This window comes from Williamsia sp. MIQD14, from assembly GCF_051025635.1.
In the GTDB taxonomy this organism is placed as follows: Bacteria; Actinomycetota; Actinomycetes; order Mycobacteriales; family Mycobacteriaceae; genus Williamsia_A.
Map to the genome: position 1 here is coordinate 64,951 of NZ_JBPFDG010000004.1, position 25,725 is coordinate 90,675.

Genomic DNA, 25,725 nt, shown 5'->3' on the forward strand with positions numbered 1-25,725 from the left:
TCGATTCCGATGGACTCGACTCTCGCACACCGGGGGTGGCGGTGGGTCGTTCCGCGCCGATCTCAGAGTTCGTGCAGGTGCACGTCGTGCAGTACACCGTCGGCCACGGTCGCGGTCATGAAGGTGCGGTGTGGTTGGCGGCGGCGGTCGGTGGGTGACCCCGGGTTCAGTAATCGGAGACCGTTGTCGGCGTGGGTGTCCCACGGGATGTGGCTGTGCCCGAACACGAGGACGTCGGTGTCGGGGTAGGCCGCGGCCATGCGTTTCTCACGGCCCGTCGCGGCGCCGGTCTCGTGCACCACCGTGAAACGGAGGCCCCCGAGCGTCACATCGGCTCGTTCGGGTATCCGGGCACGCAGACCGGGACCGTCGTTGTTGCCCCAGCACGCGACGAGGCGTGCGGCGCGGGCCTCGAACAGGTCGAGAGTGGCCTCGTCGACCCAGTCCCCGGCGTGGAACACCACGTCGGCGCGGTCGATGGCGTCGAGCACCTCGGTCGGCAACCGCGTCGCGCGTCTGGGCAGATGGGTGTCGGCGACGAGCAGCAGGGCGAGGGGTTCGGAACTCACCCGGTCAACCGGGGAACGGCCCGGCGCGACCGAGCAGCGCTGTCACCGGCGAGTCCAGTTCAGCACTGATCCAGGTGGCGGCATCGACGACCTTTGTTCCGTCGATTCCCGTTGCGACACCGGATCGTTCGAGTTGATACCGCAGGTCCTCGGTGGCGATGTTGCCGGTGGCGGCGGGGGCGAACGGGCACCCACCGAATCCGCCGATGCTCGAGTCGAGGGCGCAGTCACCGAGGTCGAGAGCTGTGAGGGCGTTCGCGTATCCGGTGTTGCGTGTGTTGTGGAAGTGCCAGCGATGGGCGACTCCCGGCGCGACGCGGGTGAGCCCGGCGCCGAGTTCACGGACCTGTGCCGGCACGCCCACCCCGATGGTGTCGGCGATCGCGATCTCGTCCGGGCCCGACTGCGCCACGCGGTCCATGATCTCGATGACGCGTGCGGCGGGGACCTCGCCGCTGAACGGGCAGCCGAACGACACGGCCAGTGTCGCGGTGGTGAACACGCCTGCCGCGCGCGACCTCTCGGCGATGCGCTCCCATCGCGCGAGGCCCTCGGCGACGTCGCAACCCTGGTTGCGGAGGCTGAACTCGTCGGAGCACACGACCACCACGTTGACCTCGTCGACGCCGGCGGCGAGGGCTCTGTCGAGTCCACGCTCGTTGAGGACCAGGCCGATGTAGTTCACGTCGTCGAGCCGGGGGAGTGCCGCCATGACCTCTTCGGCGCCCGCCATCTGCGGTACGCGCGCGGGGTTGACGAAGCTGACCGTTTCGATGCGTGTGAGCCCCGCGGACACCGCGCGCCGGATGAACTCGACGCGCGTGTCCACCGACAGTGCCTTGCGTTCGTTCTGGAGCCCGTCCCGCGGACCCACCTCCACCACGTGCGCGACGGTGCCCGTTGCAGTTGCCATTGGTCCATCATCGCCCTTCGTGCTTTTGCATACAAGGCTGCGGTCGAACTGTGTTAAATCTGGGAAAAGAGCTCGCAGACCTCGATCATGTGGCCTAGTTTGCATACAACTGAGGAAACGGGGACATCGGTGGAACGAGCAGTGGACCGGGTGTACACCCACATCCGGGCGGCCATCCTGGACGGGCGTCACCGGCCCGGCGAGCGTCTCGGCGAAGCAGAACTCGCCGAGGTGACCGGAGCCAGCCGCACCCCGGTGCGTGAGGCGCTGCGGCAGCTCGAGGTCGAGGGGCTCGTCGAGGTGCTGCCGCACCGAGGGGCCCGCGTCTACCAGTTCACCTCCGACGACCTCGAGGAGATCTACGACCTCCGGATGACACTCGAGGCGCTGGCGGCCGGCCGCGCGGCGTCGCGGATCACGCTCGCGCAGCTCGATGAGATGACCGACCTGTGCGATCGGATGGAGACGGCCGCACACGCCGACGATCTCGAGGTGATCGCCACGGCGAACATGGAGTTCCACGCCATCGTCCGCACCGCCTCGGCGAGCACCCGCCTCACCTCGATGCTCAGCGCGGTGATCCAGCTCCCGCTGATGATGCGGACCTTCCACCGATACGCCCCCGAGGACCTGCAGCGCAGCGCGGGACACCACCGCGAGTTGGTCGCGGCCCTGCGCGCCCGCGACGAGGTGTGGGCCGACGCGGTCATGCGGTCGCACGTCCGCGCGGCCAAGGCCGTGCTCCTCGCCTCGGTCCGCGCCGACGAGGAAGCGTTCCAACGGGCAGGAACACCGGCCCAACCGGCGGGAACGACGTCCCAACTGACGGAAACGACGGCCCAACCGGCGCAGAGCGGAGCACTCCGATGACCACAGCCCACGAGACAGCCCCCGACACGACGCCCGTCGCCGGCCCGCTCGCCGACCTCCGGGTGGTCGAGATGGGTCAGTTGCTCGCCGGCCCGTTCTGCGGACAACTCCTCGCCGACTTCGGCGCCGAGGTCATCAAACTCGAGGCCCCGGGCGTCGGAGACCCCATGCGACAGTGGGGCCGGGAGAAGCCCTACGGCAAGTCACTGTGGTGGCCGGTGGTGGCCCGCAACAAGAAGTCGGTCACGTGCAACATGCGCACCCCCGAGGGGCAGGAACTCGCCCGCGACATCATCGGTCGCTCTGACATCGTGGTCGAGAACTTCCGGCCCGGCACCCTCGAGCGGTGGAATCTCGGGTTCGACGACCTCCGGGCCGACAACCCCGGGCTCATCATGGCGCGCGTCAGCGGATACGGGCAGACCGGTCCGTACTCCTCGCGCGCCGGATATGGGTCCATCGGCGAGGCCATGGGCGGGATCCGTTACGTCACCGGCGATCCCGACAACGCGCCCTCGCGGGCCGGTATCTCCCTGGGCGACTCACTGGCCGCGGTGTTCGCCACCATCGGTGTGCTCACCGCCCTGCACAGCCGGTCGGTGACCGGACGCGGACAGCTGGTCGACGCGGCGATCTACGAGTCGGTGCTGGCCATGATGGAGTCGATGCTGCCGGAGTGGGCGGTGGCCGGCTACCAACGCGAGCGCACCGGTTCGGTGCTGCCCAACGTGTCGCCCAGCAACGTCTATCCCACCCGGGGTAGCGAGATGATCCTCATCGCCGCCAACCAGGACACCGTCTTCGCGCGTCTCGCCGCGGTGATGGGCCGCGACGACCTGGTGTCGGTGCCGCGTTTCGCCGACCACGCTGCCCGCGGGGAGAACATGGAAGAACTCGACGACATCATCGCCGCCTGGACCGCCGACCTCGAGACCGACGAGCTGCTCGAGACCCTGCACGCCGGGGGCGTCCCCGCCGGCCGGATCTTCACCGCGCGCGACATGTTCGACGACCCGCACTTCGCCGCGCGGGATGCGATCGTGCGCCTCGCGCACCGCGACTTCGGTGAGTTCCCCACGCACAACGTCTTTCCCAAGCTCGGTGACACCCCCGGCGCGGTCCGCCACCTCGGACCCGAACTCGGCGAGCACAACGACGAGATCTACCGCGGTCTGCTCGGTCTGTCCGACGAGCGGACCGCCGATCTCGCCTCGCGATCCGTCATCTGACCCACCCGCCCGAACCCGACCGTCGACACCTAGGAGACCCCATGCGATACCGACTCGGAGTGGACGTCGGCGGCACGTTCACCGATGTGCTGCTGCTCGAGGAGACCTCGGGCAGCACCTACCGCGCGAAGACCCCGTCGACGCCGGCGGACCAGTCCATCGGCGTGCTCAACGGCGTCACGAAGGTGTGCACCGACGCGGGCATCGACCCCGGTCAGATCGACCAGGTGCTGCACGGCACCACCGTCGCGACCAACGCGATCCTCCAGGGACGCGGCGCCCGTGTGGGATTGGTGACCACCGACGGATTCCGACAGGTCCTGCAGATCGCCCGATCGTTCGTCCCGGGCGGTCTCGCCGGGTGGATCATCTGGCCGAAACCCGAACCGCTGGCCAAACTCGAACACACCGTGCAGGTGGTCGGACGCATCGGCGCCGACGGTGGGGAGATCACCCCGCTCGACGAGGAACAGACCCGCACCGAACTGCGCAAGCTCGCCGGGGCCGGCGTCGAGGCGATCACGGTGTCGCTCATCAACTCCTACGCCAACAGTTCCCACGAGGAGCAGGTCGGGCGCTGGGTCGCCGAGGAGCTGCCCGACATCCCGATCTCGCTGTCGTCGCATGTCCTGCCGGAGATGCGCGAGTACGAACGCACCCTCACCACCGTGGCCAACAGCTATGTGCAACCCGAGGTCTCGCGCTACGTCACCAATCTCGATTCGTCGTTGAAGGAGAAGGGGATCAGCGCGCCGCTGTCGATCCTGCGCAGCGACGGCGGCCTGGTGCAGGCGAGCAAGGCCGCCGAGGACCCGGTGTCGCTGCTGCTGTCGGGACCGGCAGGCGGTGTGACCGGCGCGGTGTGGTTCGCCCAGCAGGCCGGATACTCCGACTTCCTCACCTTCGACATGGGCGGCACCTCCACCGACGTGGCCCTCGTCCTCGGTGGACAGCCCCGCATCGGTCGCGAGACGAAGGTCGGTGACCTCGCGGTCCGCGCGACCAGTGTCGACGTCCGCACCGTCGGCGCCGGCGGCGGTTCGGTGGCCCACGTCCCGGAACTCACCAAGGCTCTACGCGTCGGACCGCAGTCGGCGGGTGCGGATCCCGGTCCCGCCGCCTACGGCAACGGCGGCACCGAACCGACCGTCACCGACGCCAACGTGGTGCTCGGGTACCTGCCGAGCGATCTCGCCGGCGGCGAGGTGAAGCTCGACGTCGACGCCGCCCGCACCGCCGTCGCGACGATCTCCGACGCCATGGGTCTCGATTCCCCCGAGGCGGCCGCGTCGGGTGTGATCGACATCGTCAACGAGAACATGTTCGGCGCACTGCGGCTCGTGAGTGTCCAGCAGGGTTACGATCCCCGCGACTTCGCGCTGGTGTCGTTCGGTGGTGCGGGCCCCCTGCATGCGAACGCGCTCGGGCGGCTCACCGGTGCCTGGCCGGTGATCATCCCGCCGTCGCCGGGGGTGCTGTGCGCCTACGGTGATGCCACCACCTGTCTGCGGGCCGAGAGCGCGCGCACCCTGGTACGCGCCTTCAACGAACTCGACAGCGACGAACTGCGTTCGGTGATCGCCGATCTCGCCGAGGTGGCGACCGAACGCCTCGAGACCGAGGGCGTGCCCCGCGCCGAGCAGACCGCGACCTACCAGGTCGACCTCCGCTATCACGGACAGGGATTCGAGATCCCCGTCGACCTCGATCCCGACGTGCTGAGCGCTGACGGAGATCTGCTGGCGGAGTTGGGCACCGCCTTCGACACCGAGCACAAGCGGTTGTTCTCGTTCCTCCTCAAGAACGAGCGCGAGGTGATCAACCTGCGTGTCACCGTCAGCGGGCCGCGCCCCGAGGTGGCCTGGACCGAACTGGAGGAGGGATCCGCCGATCCCGCGGCGGCCCTGCTGAACTCCTCGCAGGTGTGGATGGACGGTGCCCACACGACCGCGGGCATCTACGACCGTGCGAAGTTGTTGGCGGGCAACGTGATCACCGGACCGGCCATCGTCACCGAGATGGACTCGACCACCCTCGTGCTCTCCGGTCACGCCGCCACCGTCGATCCCAGCGGCAGCCTCATCATCCGACCGGTCTGAGCAGACCGACCTCCGACACACCTCCCTCCCAGCACAGGAGAACCACGATGGCCACCATCATCGAAACCGCCACCGACCCGGTCGAGAAGACATCGGTCGACCCGGTCACCCTCGACATCATCGAGAACGCCCTGCGCAACGCCCGCTACGAGATGGACGAGGTGCTGTTCCGCACCGCGCTCTCGCCCGGCATCCGCGAACAGCACGACGAGTTCCCGCTCATCGCCGACCCGAGCGGCAAGATGGTCGTCGGCCAGTTCGGGTTGTCCGTCCCGGACTTCCTCGACAACTTCGACGGCACCGTCGGCGACGGGGACATCCTGCTGACCTCCGACCCCTATGCGTGCGGCGCGGCGATCAGCCACGCCAACGACTGGTTGATCGTGCTGCCGATCTTCCACAGCGGGCGGGTTGTCGGATGGTCGTCGATGTTCGGCCACATGTCCGACGTCGGGGGGAAGACGCCGTCGTCGATGCCCGCCGATGCACGCACCATCTTCGAAGAGGGCGTGGTGATCCCACCTTTCAAGCTCTACGACCAGGGCACCCTCAACGACACCGCGCTCGACATCATCCTCAACCAGGTGCGTATGCCCGACTGGAACCGCGCCGACCTCAACGGTTTGGTCGCGGCGTGCACCACCGCGTCGCGACGCATCGTCGAGTTGTGCGACCGGTTCGGCGTCGAGGTCTACCTGTCGGCGCTCGACGCCCTGCTCGACCGCAACTACCAGGCGATGAAGGTGCTGCTCGCGACGCTGTTTCTCGACGGCGAGACCATCGAGTTCAGCGACTACATCTGTGACGACGGATGTGGTTACGGGCCCTACGAACTCACCATCAAGCTGACCCGTCACGGGGAGAAGATCCATCTCGACTTCTCCGAACACGCGCCGCAGGCCGTGGGGCCGATCAACTATTTCATCAACGAGAACCTCGTCCGGATGTTCTTCGGCATCTACGTGATCACCATCGCCGACCCCCAGATCCTCTGGAACGACGGGTTCTATCCACTCATCGACGTGACCATCCCGGACAACTCGTTCTGGAAACCGGCCTACCCGGCCGCGCTCAACGGCCGCAACCACGGCATCGGCCGCGTGTTCGACCTGTTCGGTGGGCTTCTCGGACAGAACAACCCCGAGATCCTCAACGCGGCCGGATTCTCCTCGTCTCCGCACTTCATGTACTCCGGCCACTATGACGGTGGTCCGCGCGACGGCGAATGGTTCCAGCTGTACTCGATCGGGTTCGGCGGCATCCCCGGGCGGCCGATCGGGGACGGTCCCGACGGTCACTCGCTGTGGCCGTCGTTCGTGAACATCCCGTGTGAGTACCTCGAGTCGTACTACCCGCTGCGGGTCGAGCGCTGGGAGACGTTGCCCGACACCGGAGGTGCGGGTGTGCACCGCGGCGGCAACGGTGTCGACGTCGCCTACCACTTCGAGCAGCCGGGCACTATCGCCATCCACGACGACCGCTGGTTGACCTACCCGTGGGGTGTCAACGGTGGCAAACCCGGTGCGCGCGGGCGGAAGTGGATCGTGCGGAGCAACGGCGACGTCGACATCCTGCCCAGCAAGATCCACGACGCGCCGGTGTACCCGGGCGACGTCCTGCACTTCGTGACCTGGGGCGGCGGGGGATGGGGCGACCCGCTCACCCGTGATCCCGACCTCGTCGGACTCGAGGTGCGCCGTGGACTGGTCACCGTCGACGGTGCGGCCGGCGGCTACGGGGTGGTGTGCGACGAGAACGGTGTCGTCGACACCGGGGCCACCGAGTCCCGTCGCGACGAGATCCGCGCCGGACGAGGCGAACTGCAGACCTTCGACATGGGCCCGTCGATCCCGGAGATCCTCGAACGGTGTGAGGCCGAGACGGGCCTGCCCGCACCCCGTCCGCCGGTGAGCGTGGCGAGATCGGCGGCGCGATGATGCAGCCGCCGGTGAGCGTGGCCCGGTCCGCGGCGCGATGAGCGACCCGCTCGACGACTACCGCCGTTCGGGCTTCGCGGGGTCGGTCGGCGTCGGCCGGCGGCCGGCGGTGCTGGCCATCGACCTCGCCCGCGCCTACGTCGACGACTCCTCACCGTTGCGTGCGCCGGTGGAGTCGGCGGTGGCGGCCTCGGCCCGTCTGGTCGCCGCCGCGCGTGAGCTCACCGTCCCGGTCGTGTTCACCCGGGTGAGCTATCGGGTCGACCCCGACACCGGGGCGATCGTCGACGGGGGACTGTTCGTCGAGAAGATCCCGTCGCTGCGGGTCTTCGCCGAGGGTTCGCCGCTGGCCGACTTCGTCGACGACCCCCGGCCGGTCGGGGGCGAGGTGGTGGTCACCAAGCAGTACGCGAGCGCGTTCAGTGGGACCTCGCTCGCGGCGACGCTGAGCTCGCGGGGGATCGACACCCTCGTCATCTGTGGGCTGTCGACGAGTGGGTGCGTGCGCGCGACGGCCACCGACGCACTGCAGCTCGGGTTCCGCCCGATCGTCGTCGCGGACGCGTGCGGCGACCGGACGGCAGAGATCCAGGCCGCCAACCTGATGGATCTGCAGGCGAAGTACGCCGACCTCGTCGATCTCGATCGCGCGGTGTCGTTGCTCCGGGGGAACGCCGCCGACTGACGCGGACGACGGTGCGTCGATGTCGTCGGTAACGTTTGCCGGGCTCGCGACGACGTAGGTGCGACGCGCTCTCGATCTCGAAGGACACCACGCATGGCTTGGATTCCCACCGACCACTTCCCGGCACCCGCCTCCTCGGGTGCCGCGACGCGACCGGCATGGCTGCGACCGGCGGTGCTCCGTCCGGTGGCCATCGTGCTCGCGGTGTGTGTCGTCCTGTTCGCGCTCGCGACGTTGCTGGTCAGCAACAACAAGGCCGCCGCATTGATCGGACATCCCGAGAAGCTGCGTCCCGGGTGCACCTGGGATTCGTCGGGCAACTACGTGCAGAACTGCAAGGTGTGGTCGCCGTCGAACAACCGGTGGGTCATCGTGCAGATCCGTGCCTCGAACACGAGCACGCAGGGCGTGTACCTGCTCGACGGGATGCGCGCCCGCGACGACCGTTCGGCGTGGACCACCGACGTGCAGGCCGCGAAGGTCTACGACGGCAAGTCCGACACCACGCTGGTGATGCCGGTCGGAGGCGCGTCGTCGTTCTACACCGACTGGAACGGTGGCGCCGGTGCCGCGAACACCCCGATCAAGCAGGAGACCTTCCTGACCTCGGAGCTGCCCGACTACCTCAACCGCGAGTTCGGTGTCGCGAAGAGCGGCAACGCGATCGTCGGTCTGTCGATGTCGGCGGGCCCCGCGGTCACGCTGGCCGAGAAGCACCCCGAGCAGTTCAAGGTCGTCCAGGCCATGTCGGGGTACTACCAGACCAACAACCCGCTCGGCGCCCTCGGCGTCTTCGCGACGCAGACCATGGTGTCGAACTACACCAACGGCATCCTCAACATGTGGGGTGCGCCGGGTAGCGCGCAGTGGCAGCAGAACGACGCGTCGCAGAACCTCGCCAAGCTGAAGGAGAACGGTCAGGTCCTCATCGTCTCCTCGGGCAATGCGTTCCTGTCGCCGCAGGAGATGGCCAAGCTCAAGCCCGCCGATCAGATCAGCGCCATCCTGCTCGAGGCGCTCTCGGCGGTGTCGACGGTGCTCTTCCAGCTGCAGGCCGCCCAGGCCGGCGTCTCGGTGATCAGCCTGCCGAACTACGGCGGGCACGACTGGGACAACTGGAACCGCGCCCTGCAGGCCGGCAAGACCAGCGTCATCGAGGGCATGAAGGCCGCACCGCCGGTCACCAACAAGACCACGGTGCTCGCCGCCGCGCGGATCGCCACCCCGTCGTCGTCGGCGGCGGCGTCCTCGTCCTCGTCTGCGGCACCGTCGGCGAGCAGTTCGTCGTCGACCTCGGCCTCGTCGTCGGCGGCCTCGTCGTCGGCTCCGGCGTCGTCCTCGGCGTCGCAGTCCTCCGCGGCGCCGTCGTCGGAGGCGTCGGTCAGCACCACCCCGTCTGCTCCGGCGTCGTCGAACGCATCCACCCCGGCCTCGGCCGCGGCGACCACGCCGGTGTGCGCCTCGATCGATCCGTCGGCGACCCCGGCCGCGAACGCGGAGACGGTGCCGACCTGCGCTCCGGTTCCCTGACCGGGAGAGGTCAGGCCGGTCCGGTGCGGAACTGCGCGTCGGGGCGGTCGGCGATGGCGGTGTCGAGCCGGTAGGTCATCCCCGCCGACATCGACGGCAGGGCATCGAGCGGGAACCACCCGCAATCGGTGTTCTCGTCGTCGCTGACCGTGGGTTCACCGGACACCCACCGCATCCGGAACGTCAGATCGAGGTACTGCGAGACGTCGCCGTTGGGGTAGGTCACCGGACTGGTGACGTGCACCGACGCCAACCGTTCGGGTTCCACCACGCACCCGGCCTCCTCGAGCACCTCGCGCACCGCAGCGACGGCCGGCTCCTCACCGGGGTCGATGATGCCGGTCACCGGCGTCCACGCCCCGTTGTCGGCGCGCCGGACCAGCAGCACCTGCTCGTCGCGGAGGACGACGGCGGTCACCCCCGACAACCACAGCGGCGCATGTCCGATCTTCGAACGCAGGTCGACGATGAAGTCGGGTGTCGGCATGCCGACGACTGTATTCGGCCGCACCCGCGGCCATCGAGGTGCGCGCGTCCCGGCGTGATGGTCGAGTTCCGTGCCCACCTGACGTCTGCTGTGGGCGAATTCTGTGCAGCGCTCGGTTGTAAGCGTGTAATCATGTAATCACTCAACGAAGGAGTGACCATGAGCAAGGAACAGAGTCGCGGCGGAGGACGCCGCGGTGGTTGGCAGCAGGCCGAGTTGCCGGATGCGGGTGACGCGGCGGCGTGGTTCGTCGGCCGTGTGCCCGACGAGTGGTTCGACGGCGCCCCCGAGGTCGTCGTCGACCGCGACGAGATCACGGTGGTGGGAACGCTGACCGCCCCCGAGGCCGACGGTGACGGCACCGCGGCCGCCCAGGGACGCGCGTCGCGTTTCCGCGAGGACACCCGCGGGCAGCGGATGACCATCGCCGACGAGGCGCAGGCCCGCTACGGGCGCACGGTGTCGTGGGGAGTGCGGATCGGTGAGGAGCGGATCATGTTCACGCACCTGGCCGTTCCGGTCATGACGCGGCTGCGTCAGTCCGAGCGTCAGGTCCTCGACACCCTCGTCGACGCGGGCGTGGCCCGCTCGCGCGCCGACGCGGTCGTGTGGTCGGTGAAGCTCGTGGGTCAGCACACCGAGGCATGGCTCGCCGAACTGCGCGAGGCGATGGACTCCGTCGACACCCTGCGGGCCAAGGGGCCCCAGATCTGAGTCGGTGCAGGTCTGACGTCAGCGTCGGGCCAGCAGGCGCTGGAGCGCCGGGCCGTACGTCGACACCACCTGTGCGGGCGTGAGGTCGACGACGTCGGGGACGCGCAGCACGTAGCGCATCATCGCCATGCCGATGAGGGTGGAGGCGATCACCTCGGCGGCGACATCGGTGTCGGCGCCTGCGGCCGCGACCGCCGGACGCACCTGTTCGGCGAAGACGGTCCGCATCTGTTCGGCCGCAGTCGGTTCCGTGGGCGCCGACGCGAGCAGTATCTGCAGCGGCTCGCCGTCGGGTCCCTCCCAGCGATCGAGGAAGGTCTCGACGATCGTCGCGCCGAGTCGCCGCCGAGGGACCTCGGTGAAGTCGGGGAGGTGGAGGTCGACCGACGTGGCCGCCTCGTAGAGGCCCCGCTTGCTGCCGAAGTACCGCATCACCAGCGCCGGATCGACGCCGGCATCGCCGGCGACCGCCCGCACGGTCGTCGCGGCGAATCCCTCGGTGGCGAAACGACGCCGGGCCGCCGACACCAGTGCGGTGCGGGTGCGTGCGGCGTTGCGGGCGGTGTCGCCGCGGGGTACCGGATCGGACATGCGAGGAGTCTATGTCAACGACCGTTGACCGGTGACCCGGATCGGGTCTAAAGTCAACGCATGTTGACTTCCGAGCGATCGTCCGTCCTGGTGGTCGGTGCCGGCCCGACCGGCCTCACCGCCGCGACTGCTCTGGCGGCCCGCGGTGTGCCTGTGCGGATCGTCGACGCCGCGGGCGAGGGGGTCAACACCTCGCGCGCCGCGGTGGTGCATCCCCGAACCCTTGAGGTGCTCGAGGATCTCGACCTGACCCGGCGGATCCTGCAGCGCGCCGTCCGCGTGCCCCGCTTCGACATCCGAGACGGGGCCAGATCGATTGCGCAGTTGGACTTCTCGACACTGGCCACGGAGTACCCGTTCACCGCCATGATCTCCCAGGCCGACACCGAGGCCATCCTGCGCGAGCGGCTCGCCGAGTGTGGCGTCGCCGTCGAGTGGAACACCCGGGTCGTCGACCTCGATGCCGACGGTCACGTCCGCCTGCAGGATCCCGCCGGTGGGTCGCAGACCGTCCGGTTCGACGCTGTGATCGGCGCCGACGGCATGCGCAGCGCCGTACGTACGGCCGTCGGGATCGATTTCCCGGGGTCGGGGTACGAGCAGTCGTTCGTGCTCGCCGACGTGTCGATGGTATGGCCGGTCGCGCGCGACACCGTGTCGCTGACCTTCGCGCCCGACGGCCTCGCGGTCGTCGCGCCGTTGCCCGACAACCGATTCCGAGTGGTGGCGACCGCCGACAATCCGTCCGAACAGCCCACCGGTGCCGACATCGAGGCGCTGCTGCGAGCACGCGCGGGCGCCGCGGACGTCGGTGACGTGGCCTGGAGCGGCCGCTTCCGCGTCCATCACCGTCTCGCCGAGACCTACCGCCGCGGCGCGGTCTTCCTCGCCGGCGACGCCGCGCACGTCCACTCACCCGCGGGCGGGCAGGGGATGAACACGGGGATCCAGGATGCGCTCGTGCTGGTCGAGATCCTCACCACCGGAGCCGATCCGGACAGCTACGAACGCCGCCGTCGCCCCGTCGCCCGCCGCGTGTTGCGGCTCACCGACCGCATGACCCGTGCGGCGACCGTCGACGTCGCCGGGGCCCGCGCCGTCCGCAACACCGTCATCCGTGCCGGTCTGAGCGTGCCACCGATCAGACACCGCATCGCGATGGAGATCTCCGAGCTCGCCTATCGTTGACCGCGTCGCACCCGCGTGTCGTGGAAGGGGAGAGCCGTGATCGAGACCTGGCGTCTGTGGACCGGCGAGGACGGTGACTCGCACACCGAACGCGGTGTCATCGACCTGCATCCGGAGCACCTCACCAGCAGCGCCGCGTCGGCGACGAGCGTGCACTTCGCCGAGACCGCACCCGGGGCCGATCTCGGCTGGCACCCGGCGCCGCGGCGCCAACTCGTCATCACCCTGAGCGGGGTGTTGCACTTCCGCACCCGCGACGACGAGGGGTTCACCCTGCGCCCGGGGGTGGTGCTGCTCGCCGAGGACACCACCGGCTCCGGTCATGTGTGGCACCTCGACCCCGATACCGCGTGGCGTCGCGCCTACGTGGTGCTCGCCGAGGACACCGACGTAGGTTTCCGCGCCGACACCTGAGCCCCGGCGGGTACGTGACGTGCGCGATCGCGGGAGATCTTTCCCAGGCGGAATGATCTCCGCGCCCGCCGTCGTTGACATCTCACGTGACCACTCCCGCGCTGTTCGAGTCCCTGACCCTGCGTTCGCTGACCGTCCCCAACCGCGTCTGGCTGTCGCCGATGTGCCAGTACAGCTGCTTCGAGCGGGACGGCATCCCGACCGACTGGCATCTGGTCCACCTCGGTTCGCACGCCATCGGCGGCTTCGGCCTGATCCTCACCGAGGCGGCCGCGGTGACCGCCGATGGACGGATCAGTCCTGAGGACGCGGGTATCTGGAACGACGAGCAGGCCGCTGCGTGGCGGCGTGTCACCGATTTCGTGCACGCCCAGGATTCGCTGATCGGCGTGCAGCTCGCGCATGCGGGCCGCAAGGCCTCGACGTACTCGCCGTTCGCCGACGGCGACGGCTCGGTCCCTGAGTCCGAGGGCGGCTGGGAGGCGGTGGCCCCGTCGGCCGTCGCCTTCGACGGATACGCCACCCCGAGGGCTCTCACCGTCGACGAGATCGGCGACGTGGTCACGGCTTTCGGTGACGCAGCCCGACGGGCGCGCTCGGCGGGCTTCGACACCGTCGAGATCCACGGCGCCCACGGCTATCTGCTCCACGAGTTCCTGTCGCCGCTGTCGAACCGACGTGACGACGCCTACGGCGGCGACTTCGCCGGACGCACCCGACTCGCGGTCGAGGTCGCCGACGCCGTGCGCGCCGCGGTCGGCGACACCGTGCCGGTGCTGTTCCGCGTGTCCGCGACCGACTGGACCGAGGGCGGCTGGACCGCGCAGGAGTCCGTCGAGCTCGCCGGCGTGCTCCGCGAGCACGGCGTGGACCTCGTCGACGCGTCCACCGGCGGCAACGTCCTCGCCGACATCCCGGTCGGCCCCGGCTATCAGGTCGAGTTCGCCGCGCGCATCCGCAGCGGCGCGCAGATCGCGACCGCCGCGGTCGGCATGATCACCGACCCCGAACAGGCCGAGACGATCCTGGCCACCGGACAGGCCGACGCGGTGTTCCTCGCCCGGGCCGCGCTCCGTGACCCGGCCTGGGCGTTGCGCGCCGCCCACGAGCTCGGCATCGGACACCACGACGCGCCGTACCGGCCGCAGTACCAGCGCGGCGCCTGGCGCGACTGACCTGCCCGGTCTCAGGCGGGCCGGTGGATGAGCAGGGGGAGGACCGCGACCGCGCCGGCGTCGCGCAGGTGTGCGCCGGCGACGGTGACGGGCCACCCCGACCGCGACGAATCGACCACCAGCAGAACCGTTCTCCCCGCGACGTCGGGTGCCGGCTGCATGGCCGCCCGCCACTGGGCGGCCTCGTCGGCCCCGGAGGCGTCGCGACCGGGATCGGTCGACGTGTCGACCGGTTGTGTCGCGCGATCGAGGGACCCGACCGACGCGAGATGGTCGGCCACGTGGTCGGCGATCGAGCGGCCCGATCCGCCGGTGGTGAGCGACACCGCGATCTCGGGTCGCTGCACCCAGGTGGTCCGCCACGCAGACAGGGCGGCGACCGCAGCCGAGGAGATCTCGTTCAGGGCCTCCTCGTCCCCGCGACGCGCCGCGGCGAGGGTGTCGGTCCACTCGGGCGCATCGGCGTGGACGAGGACCTTGCCCGGTTCGGTCGCGAGGTGACCCGGGATTCGCCCTTTCGCGCCGAAGGCGCCGCCCGGCCACATCTTCCGCGGGTCGAGGTCGTGTGCGCCCGAGCGGAGGGTGGCCGACACCGCACGCACCGTCTCGGGATCGGCGGTCGCCGTGAGACCGTCGGACAGGGCTCCGCGGCACACCGAGCACCGCCCGCAGGCTGTCACCTCCGGGTCGTCGAGGGACTCGACGAGCAGCGCCATGAGGCAACGCTCGCCGCGGGTGTAGGCGCGCATGATGTCGGCCTCGCGGCGGCGGGTGTCGATGATCCCGTCGTAGTGCTCGGCGTCGTAGGACCACGGCGTGCCCGTCGACCGCCACCCACCGTCGACGCGGTCGACGGCTCCGTCGACCGCGAGTTGCTTGAGCATCAACTCGACCCGTGTACGCCGGATACCGGTCGAGGCCTCGATCGCGATCGCCGAGGGCGCCTCGTCGGATCGCGCGAGTTCGTCGAGCACCGTCGCCATCTGCTTCGGGTCGGGGATCGTCGCGGTCGCGAAATGATCCCAGATGCCGGCGTCGGCCGATGACGGCAACAGCGCCACCACGGCCTCGTCGATGGCGCGCCCGGCACGACCGACCTGCTGGTAGTACGACACCGGCGACGGAGGCGAACCGACGTGCACGACGAACCCGAGATCGGGCTTGTCGTATCCCATCCCCAGCGCCGACGTCGCGACCAGTGCCTTGAGTTCGTTGTCGCGCAGGCCGTCCTCGAGGACGTGTCGACGATCGGCGTCGAGTTGACCGGTGTAGGCGGCGACGCCGATCCCCTCGCCGTGCACCGCGACGATCGCGTCGACGAGTCGTTGCGCGTCGGCGACGGTGAGGACGTAGACGATCCCCGATCCCGGTAGTCGGTCGATGTGGTCGACCACCCAGCCGTAGCGTTCGATCGGTGTCATCGCGTCGAGGACGTTGAGCTGCAACGACCGTCGTGCCAGCGGTCCGCGCAGCACCAGGGTCGCCGACCCGAGCTGACCGGCGACGTCGTCGGTGACCCGGGCGTTGGCGGTGGCCGTGGTCGCCAACACCGGCATCGCGGGGTTGACCGTCTTGAGGACGTCGGCGACGCGTCGGTAGTCGGGCCGGAAATCGTGGCCCCAGTCGGAGATGGCGTGCGCCTCGTCGATCACCAGCAGGCCGAGGGTGTCGGCGACGGCGTCGAGGACCCGACGTCCGAACCCGGGGTTGGCGAGCCTCTCGGGGGACACCAACAACACGTCGAGCGCTCCGCTGCGCAGATCGTCCTCGATGGCTGACCAGTCACCGATGTTGGCGGAGTTGACCGTTGCCGCCCGTAGACCCGCGCGGTGCGCCGCGGCGACCTGATCGCGCATCAGCGACAGCAACGGCGAGACGATGAGTGTCGGGCCGGCGCCCTCGGAACGCAGGATCGCCGTCGCCGCCCAGTAGACCGCCGACTTCCCCCATCCGGTGGCCTGCACGACCAGCACCCGCGCGCCCGGCGTCGTCAGTGCCGACACCGCGGTCAGCTGGTCGTCGCGCAGGGTGGCGCCGGGGCCGGCCAGGGCCTCGATGACCGTGGTGGCGGTGGCGGCGCGTGCCGGGGTCCAGGTGTTCGCTTCGGTGTCCATCGCTCTGTGACGCTACCGGCGACGCATGACACCGACGGGGGCGACGTCGGGTCGCGACGAGCGGTTGTCCACAGGTGCGCGGCGCGGTGCGAGACTGTGCGCATGACGGATCGGTGGGCGCTGGCGATCGACATCGGCGGGACGAAGGTCGAGGGTGCGCTGGTCGACGACCGGGGCGCGCTGGCGGATGCGACGCGGTGTCGGGCGGCCACGGGTGGACGTGCCTCGGCGGCCGAACTCGACGCGTCGGTGCTCGAGGTGGTCGACGGTGTGCTCGACCGGGCCGCGGCCGCGGGCGTCTCCGACGGGTCGATCGTCGGTGTGGGGGTCGGTGTCGCGGGGCCGATCGACGAGCGGGCGGGAACGGTGAGCCCGATCAATCTCCCTGTGTGGGACAGGCATCCGTTGCGGTCGGTGATCGCCGGACGCGTCGGCGAACGTTTACCCGGTGTTCGGTTGGCGTTCCATCGCGACGGGGTGGCGATCGCGCTGGCCGCGCACTGGGTCGGTGCGGCGCGTGGCGTGGCGAACATGATCGGGATGGTCATCTCGACCGGAATCGGCGGCGGGATCATCCTCGACGGGCGGGTCGTCACGGGCAACGCCGGTCACATCGGCCAGATCGAGGTGTCCGGTGCGACAGGGGAGTTGAGCCTGGGCAGTCGGACGACGTTGGAGTCGGTCGCGTCGGGTCCGCACACCGTGGCCTGGGCCCGCACGCAGGGATGGTCGGGGACCACCGGCGAGGAGTTGGCCGCCGCGTTCGCCGCCGGTGACGCCGTCGCGATGCGCGCCGTGGACCGGCTGGCATCGCTGGTGGGCCAGGGTGTGTGCAGTGCCGCAGCACTGCTCGACGTCGAGGTCGTCGCGATCGGCGGTGGGTTCTCGCGTGTCGCGCCGGATCTCATCGACCGGATCGGGGCGCATGTCGCACGGCACCCGTTGGACTACGTGTCACGGGTCCGGGTGGTCGAGGCCGGTCTGGGCGACGAGGCGCCGCTCGCCGGCGCCGCGGCCTTCGTCCACCTGGCCGATCGGCTCCCCGCGGCGCGATGAGCACCCCGAACAGCAATCAGCCCCGTCCACCGATCGAGATCGGTTCCGGACGGGGCTGATGCGAAGATCAGGTGGAGATCAGAGCGCGGTGACGCCGACGGCCTGCGGGCCCTTGTTGCCCTGCTCGGTCTCGAAGCTCACGCGATCGTTCTCGTTCAGGCTGCGGAATCCGCCGCCCTGGATCTCGCTGTAGTGGACGAAGACATCCTTGCCGCCGTCGTCGGGGGTGATGAAGCCGAAGCCCTTGTCAGCGTTGAACCACTTGACAGTTCCCTGAGTCATGGGAGATTTCCTTTGTTTCCAGTGTGCGAGAAGGCGCAGCTCACGCCATCTCGGGTTACAACTACGGGTGCGGAAGGAAATCTTGCGAATGTCCCGACGCCCTCGCGTGTAAATTCTTGCGAGCGACTATCGAACACAAAAACTTGTACCGACGACAAGTCAACAGGTAACGCGCAGTCGTGTCAACCCGATGTGCCCGCGAGTCGCGGAAACAACGACACCCGCGCGGTGTCACCTCCCGATGACCCGATCGGCGATGTCATGGAGCACGTCGAGTGAGCCGTCGTACGGCGCGGTGTCGCGGGGCCAATGGCAGATGACGTCACTGAAGCCGAGTTCCGCTGCCCGCCCTACCATCTCGATGTACAGCTCGGCGCTCGACAGGGAGACCGCGGGCGAGGTGTCGATGCTCAGGTAGGTCGGGAACGACGCTCGGTCGCGGCTCGCCCGCTCGAGCGAGGCCTCGAGATGACCGACCGAGGTGGCGACGCCGGCGAACCACGCCTCGAGATCGTCGGCCTTCGGCCCGGTGGTGATCCACCCGTCACCGGTGCGCGCGGCGTAGTCGATCGACCGGGGACCGTTGCCCGCCAACAGGAACGGGTTCCGGGGCCGGATCGGCTCGTCGCGCAGTCGCATGTCGGTGGTGGAGAACCAGCGCCCGGTCGCGCTGACGTGATCGGTGCGCAGCACCCGGTCGAGCAGATCGGTGAACTCCTGCAGGCGGTCGACACGATCGCGGGGAGTCAGGGCCGGGCCGCCCAGGATGGTGGAGTCGGGGTCGCCGCCGGCGCCGAGACCGAGGAGCAGTCGGTCGTCGGAGATGTCGGCCAGCGCCTGCAGGTCGCGGGCGAACGGCACCGGGTGGCGGTAGTTGGGCGACGCGACGAACACGCCGAGGCCGATGCGGGAGGTCGCGGTCGCGGCGGCGGTGAGGGTGGGGATCGCCCCGAACCACCGTGATTCGGGGAGCCCGCCCCACACCACGTGGTCGTAGGTCCACGCGTGATCGAACCCGAGCTCCTCGGCGGCGGTCCACAGCGGACGGGCCTCCCGCCAGGGGTGTTCGGGCAGGATGGCGATTCCGTGGCGCATGGGTCCCGACGCTACCGCCCGGCCCGAGCGGGGTGGGCCGATGATTCGACTCACCGTGAGTCCAGACCTTGCCGCGGCCACACCGATGCAGTGGAGTCTCCGCGTGACCAGTTCTCTCGCCTCCGCCGCCACCCCGTCCGCAGCCACCACCTCCGACGCCGACCTCGACGCACGGTTCGCGCCGATCTTCGCCCGCATCGCCGAGGGCGCACTCGAGCGCGAGGTGGATCGTCGCCTCGCCTTCGACGAGGCGGGATGGCTGAAGGAGGCGGGCTTCGGGGCGCTGCGCGTGCCGGTCGAGTTCGGCGGCTCGGGGGCGACGGTCCGTCAGCTGTTCCGGCTGCTCATCGATCTCGCGGCCGCCGAATCCAATCTGCCGCAGGCACTCCGGGTGCACTGGAGCTTCGTGGAGGATCAGCTGCTCTCGACCGACGCGCAGGCGCGCGAGCGCTGGCTGCGGGCGGTCGGTGACGGTCGACTGGTGGGCAACGCGATCACCGAGCCCGGTGTCGGGGCCGTCGACCGGTACCGCACCACCGTCACCCGCGACGCCGACGGCTACGTGGTCAACGGGACGAAGTACTACAGCACCGGCAGTCTGTACGCCGATCACATCCTCGTCGCCGCCGACCTCGACGGCGAGCGGGTGTCGGTGCTCGTCGACGGCGACGCGCCGGGCGTGCACCAGCACGACGACTGGGACGGCTTCGGTCAGCGACTCACCGCAAGCGGCACAACCGAGTTCACCGACGTCCGCATCTCCGACGATCGCCTGCTCGGCGCCGGTTACGGCCAGGCGGGTCGCACCTACGGCACCTCGTACCTCCAGCTGGTGCAGCTGGCGGTTCTCGCCGGCATCGCCCGCCGCGCCACCGACGACGCCATCGACTGGGTGCGATCGCGTACCCGCAGCTACACCCACGCCGCCGCCGACCTGCCCCGCGAGGACCCGTTGGTCCAGCAGGTCGTCGGCCGGTTGTCGAGTGCCGCCTTCGCCGCACGTGCCACGGTGCTCGCCGTCGCCGACACCCTCGACACCGCCCTCGACGACGCCCTGGCGACCGGTCGCTTCGACGACGCGCTCCTCGATGCCGCCGAGCTCGCGTCGTCGCAGGCACAGGCCACCGTCATCCCGCAGGTCCTCGAGGCCACCACACAGCTGTTCGAGGTGGGCGGCGCGTCGATCGTCTCCGAGAGGCTCCGACTCGATCGACACTGGCGCAACGCGCGGACCGTCGCCACCCACAACCCGCTGATCTACAAGCTGCAGGCGGTCGGGGCGTTCGAGCTCAACGGCGACGACCTCCCGTACGCATGGAGTGCCGGGAACCGCCCGAAGTCCTGAGGTCGCGCGTCCGCGCGGGTGCGGACGCGCTGCTAGCGTGCGGCGCGTGGAACACCCGACCGCGGGAGCGATGACCGCGACCGATGCCCAGGCGTACTGGATGTCGGGCACCATCCCGAGCGACCAGTTCCTCCTCTACTGCTTCGACCACGGGCCCGACGCGGCGTCGCTCGACGAGATCGGTCGCGACCTGATGCGCCGTGCCGCGATGGTCGCGGATCTGTCCATCCGCGTGGCCGAGGTGCCCCTGAGCCTCGATTTCCCGTACTGGGTGCCCGCGGTGGTGTCGACGCGACAGCTACGGCGCCACCACGCCGACGGATGGGACGACTGTCTGGTCGTCCTCGGTGAGCAGATGGCCGACCAGATCGATCTGACCGATCACGGCTGGCGGCTCCACCTGTTCTCGCCGATCGCCGACGCCCCTGGGATCGAGGGACCCGCGGTCGTCGCTGTGCTGCAGATCGCCCACGCCCTGGCCGACGGCGGCCTCGCGTCCGACATCGCGCGTCGACTCCTCGGATCCGAGCCGCTCGCCGCGCTCCCGGACCCCGATGCCTTCTGGCCCGCGGCGGCGGTCGCCCGCGCGGTGGTGTCCGCGCCCGTTCGGGTCGGACGACTGACGCTCGCCGCGGTCGGTGCCCACCGGGCGCATCGACAGCGTGAGCGCGACATCGCCGCGGGTCGGGTGTCGGCCGCTCCTGCCGGAGGCTCGCTGCTGGCCGTGAACACCCGCCCCGATCACCGCCGCGAGCTGCGGACGGTCCACACCGACCGCGACACCCTGCGGGCGATCGGGGGCTCGGTCACCCTCGGCGCGCTGGTGGTGATCTCCGAGGCGCTGGCCGAGCATCTCGAGGTCGAGCCGTCGGTCGGTCTGCGCGCGGAGATCACCGTCGCGAAACCCGGTGTCCGGACCGCGCGCAACCACTTCCGCAACGCAGGGATCGGACTGTGGATCACCGAGCCCGACCGCGCCGTCCGAGCCCGACACATCGCCGACGAGGTCGCAGCGGCGGTCGCCCGAGCCGCGCATCCGGCCACCGTGGCCGAAGCCGCGGCGATGGCGTCGGTGCCGGCGGCACTCATCCGTTGGGGCGTATCGGGTTTCGACGCCGACGTCGTCCCCGACACCATGACGGGCAATGTCGTGGTGTCGAGCGTCGACCGCGGCGCCGCCGACCTCGTGCTCGGTGGTGGCCGGGTGGTGTTCACGGCGGGCTTCCCGGCGCTGTCGCCGATGCAGACCCTGACGCACGGCGTCCACGGCATCGGGGACCGCGTGGTGATCTCGATCTGCTCATCACCGACCGGTCTCACCGACGTCGACGCCTATCGCGCCCGTCTGGCCGCGCGACTGATTACCTAGTCCGCGCCCGTCAGATCACCGTCGGCCGTGGCGGATCCGGCGTCGGCGGTGTCGGTGGGGTCGGGGACGGGCCCGGTGGACTCGGTGCGGGAGGTGTGGGTGCCGGCGGATCCGGCATCGGGGGTCCGGGCTCGGGGACGGGCGTCGGTATCGGCGGACCGGGATCCGGCGGTTCCGGTGGCGAAGGAGCAGGTATCGGCTGTCCCATGTGGGTCTCCCGTCGCGGTCGTGTGTTGATCACGCTACGCCGCGCGTGGCTGCAGCAGGGTCCGGATGGATCGCGTCAGGCCGGCGGCATCGAGACCCGACGCCTGCAGGTGCTGTTCGGGAGAGCCGTAGTGGCGACGTTCGGCTCGACCGTGGCCCAGCGACAGCAGTCGGTGCGGCCGGTCGAGCAGGGCATCGGACACGAGGTGCGCCGATGTGCCGGCCAGGTACGGTTCGACCACGACCACGGCGGGATGGTCGCCGGAGGTGTTGTGCGCCAACGCCGCACGCAATCCGTCGGTGTCGAGCGGTCGAACGGTCGCGGTGTAGCAGACGGTCGCCTCGACGCCCTCGGTGCGGGCGATCTCCGTCGCCGCGTCGAGCGCGGCGTCGAGACTGGGACCGACGGCGAGGACCACGAGGTGCGACGATCCCCGACGCGCGACGTGCAGGCGCCCGTCGGCGACGTCGAAGCTCGTCGAGTTCTGCTGTGCCGTCACCCGCACGTAGTGTCGGCCCCGACGCCGGTGGGCCGCACGCATCAGCGCCTCTACCTCGTCGGCGGTGCCCGGCACATGGATCGCGAATCCGGGTACCGCGTCGATCAGTGCGACGTCGGCGTCGGTCTGATGGGTGCGTCCGGCCGTCGACATGTCGACCGATCCGCCCGTCGAGACCAGCAGTCCGTCGACGTCCTGGTGGGCGAATCCCAGCTTGATCTGCTCGTAGGCGCGTTCGACGAGGAACGGCGCGAAGGTGTGCACGATGGGGAAGACGCCGGCCAGTGACATCCCGGCACCGACGTCGACCAGGAGTTGTTCGCGGATCCCGACGTTGACGACGCGGTCGGGATGTCGTGCGGCCGCGGCGCCGAAGAACTGTCCACCGATCTCGGCGTAGACGAGTGCGACGTCGGGGTCGCGCTCGACGAGGTCGACGGCGGTGTCGGCGAACCGGGTACGTGGATCGGTCATGAGTTCTTCCTCTCGACGAGTGCCGTCACGAAGGCGGGACGATGCTCACGGTGGGTGAGTGCCTCGACGATCGCGTCGTGGTCGTGTCCGTCGATCTCGGTCGCCGACCAGCCCTCCAGGGCGAAGCGCTCGCGCAGTCGGTGGGGCCGGTTGTGGGTCGAGGAGGCGTTGTCGACGGCCACCACGGTCAGGTTCTGCAGTCCGACGGCGCCCGCGAACGCGATGGCCTCGTCGTTGGAGCCCTCGTCGAGTTCTGCGTCGCCGACGAGGACGTAGACGTGCGCGCGGCTGCCCCGGGCACGCAACGCCAGCGCGGTGCCGACGGCCAGTGGCAGGCCGTGACCCAGTGAGCCCGAGGAGATCTCGCAGCCCGGGACGAGGGTTCGATCGGGATGCGCGCCGAGCGGGGAGTCGAAGGCGGTCCAGCGGTCGAGCCAGTCGACCGGGAACCATCCGTGCGCGGCCAGCGTCGCGTAGAAGGCCATGGGCCCATGGCCTTTGGACAGGTGGAAGCGGTCACGATCGGGGTCGTCGGGTCGGTCCGGGGAGACGTGGAGGACGTCGTGGTAGAGCGCCCACACCACGTCGAGGGTGGACAGGGCGGCGGCGTCGTGTTTCTCGTCGCCGGTCATCCGCGCCATCAACGAGGCGAGATCACGGCGTTCGGGAGGTGCGGTCGTGGTCATGCGACCACGATGCAACCTCGACCTTTGTTCAGGTCAAGCGTAGCTCAGTACCATCGTGGGGCGCGGACGTCAGTGCTGGTGACCGTTCAGCTCGGCCTGCTTGCCGTTGCCCCGCACGAGACGCTTGGGGAGGCGGCCGGCGAGATCCGACAGCGGGGTCACCGCGTTGTTGAGCATGTCGACGGCGTCGCGCAGCTCGTGCACGGTCTCCTGGATCGCGACGATGCTCGGGGCGAGCCGACTGATCACCTCGGTCAGCTCGGTGATGCGGTCGATGGTGCCGCCGGGGGCGATCGCACGCTCGACCGCGCCGCCCTCGCCCACGAGCTGATCGAGCAACCCGCCGTCGTCGACGAGGCGATCGATGATGCCGCCGGCCTCGGTCATCTTGTTGAGGAGGCCGTTCTCGGCGGTGAGCTTGTCGACCACCCCGCCCTCGCTGGTGAGGCGTTCGAGGATGCCCTCGTTCTCGGTGAACTGGTCGATGACGCCGCCCTTGCGGGACAGGCGATCGAGCGGCCCGCCCTTGGAGGCCAGCCGGATCAGGATCCCGTCCTCCTCGGCCATCTGGTCCAGCAGACCGTCGCGGGCGGTGAGGCGCTCGAGTGAACCGTCGGCCTCGGTGAGACGGTCGACGACCCCGCCCGGCGCCAGCAGTCGGTCGAGGGCGCCGTCCTGGGCCAGCATCTTGCCGATCGGCCGGTCGGGCCCGAGCATCTCGGCGATCTGCCCGATGAGGGCGAGAGGCGTGCGCGCCGAGAAGTTGGTCGTGTCCTCGACGCCGAAGACGTTGTTGACCTCGTGGGCGACGTTCTCGAAGGTCAGACGGGCGATGGTCACGCTCGACTCGACCGCGGCCAGGGCCACACCGGTCACGGCGAAGCCGACCTTGAACGGCAGCGTGTAGCCGACTCTCACATCCATGAATGACAGGTTATGCCATCGCGGTGTGACGTGGGACGCACCTCGGGTCTCACCGGACCGGGCACGCCTCGACGGCCACGGGGAGTGTGATGGTGCCGGACTCGGCGAAGCGGAACGACACGTCGAACGAGGTGCCCGGACGTGCCGATGCGGACAAACCGACCAGGCGTGTGGTGATCGCGGTGTCGCCGCCCGGGGGTCCCCTCGGGACCCGACGCGACCCTGGCGCCGACAGGGATCGCCACCGGCGCTGCCGGGGTGATCTCGACACGCTGGGCCTCGGTGGTCGAGATGCCCAGGAGTCGGTCGGCGTCGGTCGTCGATGAATTCGAGACGACGTAGCGCAGTTCCGCGGAGTCGCCGATCTGCAGAGCACAGGCGCCGTCCACCGACCTCGGCACGATGAACGCGTTCTCGATCGACACCGGATCGGTCTCGGTCCCCGAACCGCGGTTCGACGAATCCGAGTCCGTCGACGATCCGCATGCTGCGAGGAGGCCGGCGACAGCGGCGAGTGACGTTGTCAAGCCGAGCTTCCGAGAGGTCATGTCCGAAATGCTACCTTCGCGGCGACACCGCCCCGACCGACCGTCTAGGCCCCCGACTTGGCCTTCGCCTTCTGTTCCTTCTTGAACGCACGCACCTTGTTCAGCGACTCCTCGTCGACGACGTCGGCCACGGAGCGGAACCCCTTCTTGCCGTAGTCGCCGACCGCGGTCGTCCACCCACGGGGCTTGACGTCGAGTTGCTTGGCCAGCAACGCGGTGAAGATCTTGGCCTTCTGCTCGCCGAATCCCGGCAGGGCGTTGATGCGCGCGACGAGATCGGCTCCACTGGTGGCCTCGGTCCAGACCCGCGTGGTGTCGCCGTCGTACTCGGCGACGATCACGTTCGCCAGATCCTGGAGGCGCTTGGCCATCGACCGCCCGTACCGGTGGATCGCCGGGGGAGTGGCGCACAGGTCGGCGAACGCGTCGGGGTCGGCGGTCGCGATCTTCTCCGGGTCGAGCGTCCCGAACCGGTCGAGGACCTTCGCGGGCCCGGCGAACGCCCGCTCCATCGGGAACTGCTGATCGAGCAGCATGCCGGCGAGCAGGGCGAACGAATCGTTCGACAGCAACTCGTCGGCGGCCGGGTCCTGGGCGATCTGCAGTGTGACCATGTCGGTGAGTCTAACTTTCCGCCGGTCGTCGATTCGTCGGTCGCGACACCTGCGCCGATCGCCGACTCGGCGGGGCGTGTGGGGAGTAGCGTTCCCCACGGTGCAGGGGC

At 69.7% G+C, this 25,725-nt stretch carries 24 protein-coding genes; 13 read left to right on the forward strand and 11 right to left on the reverse strand.

Annotated features, from left to right (window positions below):
* Window positions 1–62 precede the first annotated feature (62 nt).
* A complete protein-coding gene (locus ACQ7HM_RS14900) occupies window positions 63–569 on the reverse strand; it encodes a metallophosphoesterase family protein (protein ID WP_434217037.1) in 507 nt (168 codons plus the stop codon).
* Between the two features lie 4 nt (window positions 570–573).
* Entirely contained in the window at window positions 574–1,482 is a 909-nt protein-coding gene (locus ACQ7HM_RS14905; protein WP_434217038.1) for a hydroxymethylglutaryl-CoA lyase, read from the reverse strand.
* Window positions 1,483–1,611: 129 nt separating this feature from the next.
* Here ACQ7HM_RS14905 and ACQ7HM_RS14910 point away from each other — a divergent pair, with 129 nt between their 5' ends.
* From ACQ7HM_RS14910 to ACQ7HM_RS14935, 6 genes are all read left to right on the forward strand, one after another.
* Window positions 1,612–2,352, forward strand: a complete 741-nt coding sequence (locus ACQ7HM_RS14910) for a GntR family transcriptional regulator (RefSeq protein WP_434217039.1) — start codon at window positions 1,612–1,614, stop codon at window positions 2,350–2,352.
* Window positions 2,349–3,581 (forward strand): CaiB/BaiF CoA transferase family protein, encoded by a 1,233-nt coding sequence (locus tag ACQ7HM_RS14915; protein WP_434217040.1) that lies wholly within the window; start codon window positions 2,349–2,351, stop codon window positions 3,579–3,581. The genes ACQ7HM_RS14910 and ACQ7HM_RS14915 overlap by 4 nt, the downstream gene beginning before the upstream one ends.
* A 41-nt stretch (window positions 3,582–3,622) precedes the next feature.
* Window positions 3,623–5,680: a hydantoinase/oxoprolinase family protein gene (locus tag ACQ7HM_RS14920; RefSeq protein WP_434217041.1), complete on the forward strand. Its 2,058-nt coding sequence runs from the start codon at window positions 3,623–3,625 to the stop codon at window positions 5,678–5,680.
* A gap of 47 nt (window positions 5,681–5,727) precedes the next feature.
* A complete protein-coding gene (locus ACQ7HM_RS14925) occupies window positions 5,728–7,617 on the forward strand; it encodes a hydantoinase B/oxoprolinase family protein (RefSeq protein WP_434217042.1) in 1,890 nt (629 codons plus the stop codon).
* A 37-nt stretch (window positions 7,618–7,654) separates the two neighbouring features.
* Window positions 7,655–8,302 carry an isochorismatase family protein gene (locus ACQ7HM_RS14930; protein ID WP_434217043.1) on the forward strand — a complete coding sequence of 216 codons (648 nt, stop codon included), beginning with the start codon at window positions 7,655–7,657 and terminating at the stop codon, window positions 8,300–8,302.
* Window positions 8,303–8,395: 93 nt separating this feature from the next.
* Window positions 8,396–9,832: an alpha/beta hydrolase gene (locus ACQ7HM_RS14935; protein WP_434217044.1), complete on the forward strand. Its 1,437-nt coding sequence runs from the start codon at window positions 8,396–8,398 to the stop codon at window positions 9,830–9,832.
* Between the two features lie 10 nt (window positions 9,833–9,842).
* Here the strand turns inward: ACQ7HM_RS14935 and ACQ7HM_RS14940 are convergent, their stop codons facing one another.
* On the reverse strand, window positions 9,843–10,319 hold the full coding sequence (locus ACQ7HM_RS14940; RefSeq protein WP_434217045.1) for an NUDIX hydrolase: 477 nt from the start codon (window positions 10,317–10,319) through the stop codon (window positions 9,843–9,845).
* A gap of 159 nt (window positions 10,320–10,478) precedes the next feature.
* Here ACQ7HM_RS14940 and ACQ7HM_RS14945 point away from each other — a divergent pair, with 159 nt between their 5' ends.
* On the forward strand, window positions 10,479–11,033 hold the full coding sequence (locus tag ACQ7HM_RS14945) for a hypothetical protein (RefSeq protein ID WP_434217046.1): 555 nt from the start codon (window positions 10,479–10,481) through the stop codon (window positions 11,031–11,033).
* A gap of 18 nt (window positions 11,034–11,051) precedes the next feature.
* Here the strand turns inward: ACQ7HM_RS14945 and ACQ7HM_RS14950 are convergent, their stop codons facing one another.
* Window positions 11,052–11,624, reverse strand: coding sequence for a TetR family transcriptional regulator (locus ACQ7HM_RS14950; RefSeq protein ID WP_434217047.1), 573 nt, complete (start codon window positions 11,622–11,624; stop codon window positions 11,052–11,054).
* Window positions 11,625–11,684: 60 nt separating this feature from the next.
* Between ACQ7HM_RS14950 and ACQ7HM_RS14955 the strand changes: the two genes are divergently transcribed.
* From ACQ7HM_RS14955 to ACQ7HM_RS14965, 3 genes are all read left to right on the forward strand, one after another.
* Window positions 11,685–12,812 carry an FAD-dependent monooxygenase gene (locus ACQ7HM_RS14955; protein WP_434217048.1) on the forward strand — a complete coding sequence of 376 codons (1,128 nt, stop codon included), beginning with the start codon at window positions 11,685–11,687 and terminating at the stop codon, window positions 12,810–12,812.
* Window positions 12,813–12,848: 36 nt separating this feature from the next.
* Entirely contained in the window at window positions 12,849–13,226 is a 378-nt protein-coding gene (locus tag ACQ7HM_RS14960) for a cupin domain-containing protein (protein WP_434217049.1), read from the forward strand.
* Window positions 13,227–13,312: 86 nt separating this feature from the next.
* A complete protein-coding gene (locus tag ACQ7HM_RS14965; protein ID WP_434217050.1) occupies window positions 13,313–14,401 on the forward strand; it encodes an NADH:flavin oxidoreductase/NADH oxidase in 1,089 nt (362 codons plus the stop codon).
* 11 nt (window positions 14,402–14,412) lie between these two features.
* Here ACQ7HM_RS14965 and ACQ7HM_RS14970 read toward each other — a convergent pair whose 3' ends face one another.
* The gene (locus ACQ7HM_RS14970; RefSeq protein WP_434217051.1) at window positions 14,413–16,515 is read right to left on the reverse strand and encodes a RecQ family ATP-dependent DNA helicase; all 2,103 of its coding nucleotides are present in this window, start codon (window positions 16,513–16,515) and stop codon (window positions 14,413–14,415) included.
* A gap of 102 nt (window positions 16,516–16,617) precedes the next feature.
* Here ACQ7HM_RS14970 and ACQ7HM_RS14975 point away from each other — a divergent pair, with 102 nt between their 5' ends.
* Window positions 16,618–17,571, forward strand: a complete 954-nt coding sequence (locus ACQ7HM_RS14975) for an ROK family protein (RefSeq protein ID WP_434217052.1) — start codon at window positions 16,618–16,620, stop codon at window positions 17,569–17,571.
* A gap of 78 nt (window positions 17,572–17,649) precedes the next feature.
* On the opposite strand, the gene ACQ7HM_RS14980 is transcribed toward ACQ7HM_RS14975, so the two are convergent.
* Together ACQ7HM_RS14980 and ACQ7HM_RS14985 are read right to left on the reverse strand one after the other, a co-directional pair.
* Complete coding sequence (locus ACQ7HM_RS14980) at window positions 17,650–17,853, reverse strand: cold-shock protein (protein ID WP_045823485.1); 204 nt, start codon at window positions 17,851–17,853, stop codon at window positions 17,650–17,652.
* A 231-nt stretch (window positions 17,854–18,084) separates the two neighbouring features.
* Complete coding sequence (locus ACQ7HM_RS14985) at window positions 18,085–18,948, reverse strand: LLM class flavin-dependent oxidoreductase (protein ID WP_434217053.1); 864 nt, start codon at window positions 18,946–18,948, stop codon at window positions 18,085–18,087.
* Between the two features lie 85 nt (window positions 18,949–19,033).
* On the opposite strand from ACQ7HM_RS14985, the gene ACQ7HM_RS14990 reads away from it, so the two are divergent.
* Together ACQ7HM_RS14990 and ACQ7HM_RS14995 are read left to right on the forward strand one after the other, a co-directional pair.
* The gene (locus ACQ7HM_RS14990; protein WP_434217476.1) at window positions 19,034–20,293 is read left to right on the forward strand and encodes an acyl-CoA dehydrogenase family protein; all 1,260 of its coding nucleotides are present in this window, start codon (window positions 19,034–19,036) and stop codon (window positions 20,291–20,293) included.
* Between the two features lie 46 nt (window positions 20,294–20,339).
* Entirely contained in the window at window positions 20,340–21,662 is a 1,323-nt protein-coding gene (locus ACQ7HM_RS14995) for a wax ester/triacylglycerol synthase domain-containing protein (protein WP_434217054.1), read from the forward strand.
* 242 nt (window positions 21,663–21,904) lie between these two features.
* On the opposite strand, the gene ACQ7HM_RS15000 is transcribed toward ACQ7HM_RS14995, so the two are convergent.
* The 4 genes from ACQ7HM_RS15000 to ACQ7HM_RS15015 form a co-directional block, all read right to left on the reverse strand.
* Window positions 21,905–22,843 carry a transketolase family protein gene (locus ACQ7HM_RS15000; protein WP_434217055.1) on the reverse strand — a complete coding sequence of 313 codons (939 nt, stop codon included), beginning with the start codon at window positions 22,841–22,843 and terminating at the stop codon, window positions 21,905–21,907.
* Window positions 22,840–23,529 carry a transketolase gene (locus ACQ7HM_RS15005; RefSeq protein ID WP_434217056.1) on the reverse strand — a complete coding sequence of 230 codons (690 nt, stop codon included), beginning with the start codon at window positions 23,527–23,529 and terminating at the stop codon, window positions 22,840–22,842. The genes ACQ7HM_RS15000 and ACQ7HM_RS15005 overlap by 4 nt, the downstream gene beginning before the upstream one ends.
* Window positions 23,530–23,598: 69 nt before the next feature.
* The gene (locus tag ACQ7HM_RS15010; protein WP_434217057.1) at window positions 23,599–24,453 is read right to left on the reverse strand and encodes a hypothetical protein; all 855 of its coding nucleotides are present in this window, start codon (window positions 24,451–24,453) and stop codon (window positions 23,599–23,601) included.
* A gap of 592 nt (window positions 24,454–25,045) precedes the next feature.
* Window positions 25,046–25,615: an HhH-GPD-type base excision DNA repair protein gene (locus ACQ7HM_RS15015; RefSeq protein WP_434217058.1), complete on the reverse strand. Its 570-nt coding sequence runs from the start codon at window positions 25,613–25,615 to the stop codon at window positions 25,046–25,048.
* Window positions 25,616–25,725: the final 110 nt, after the last annotated feature.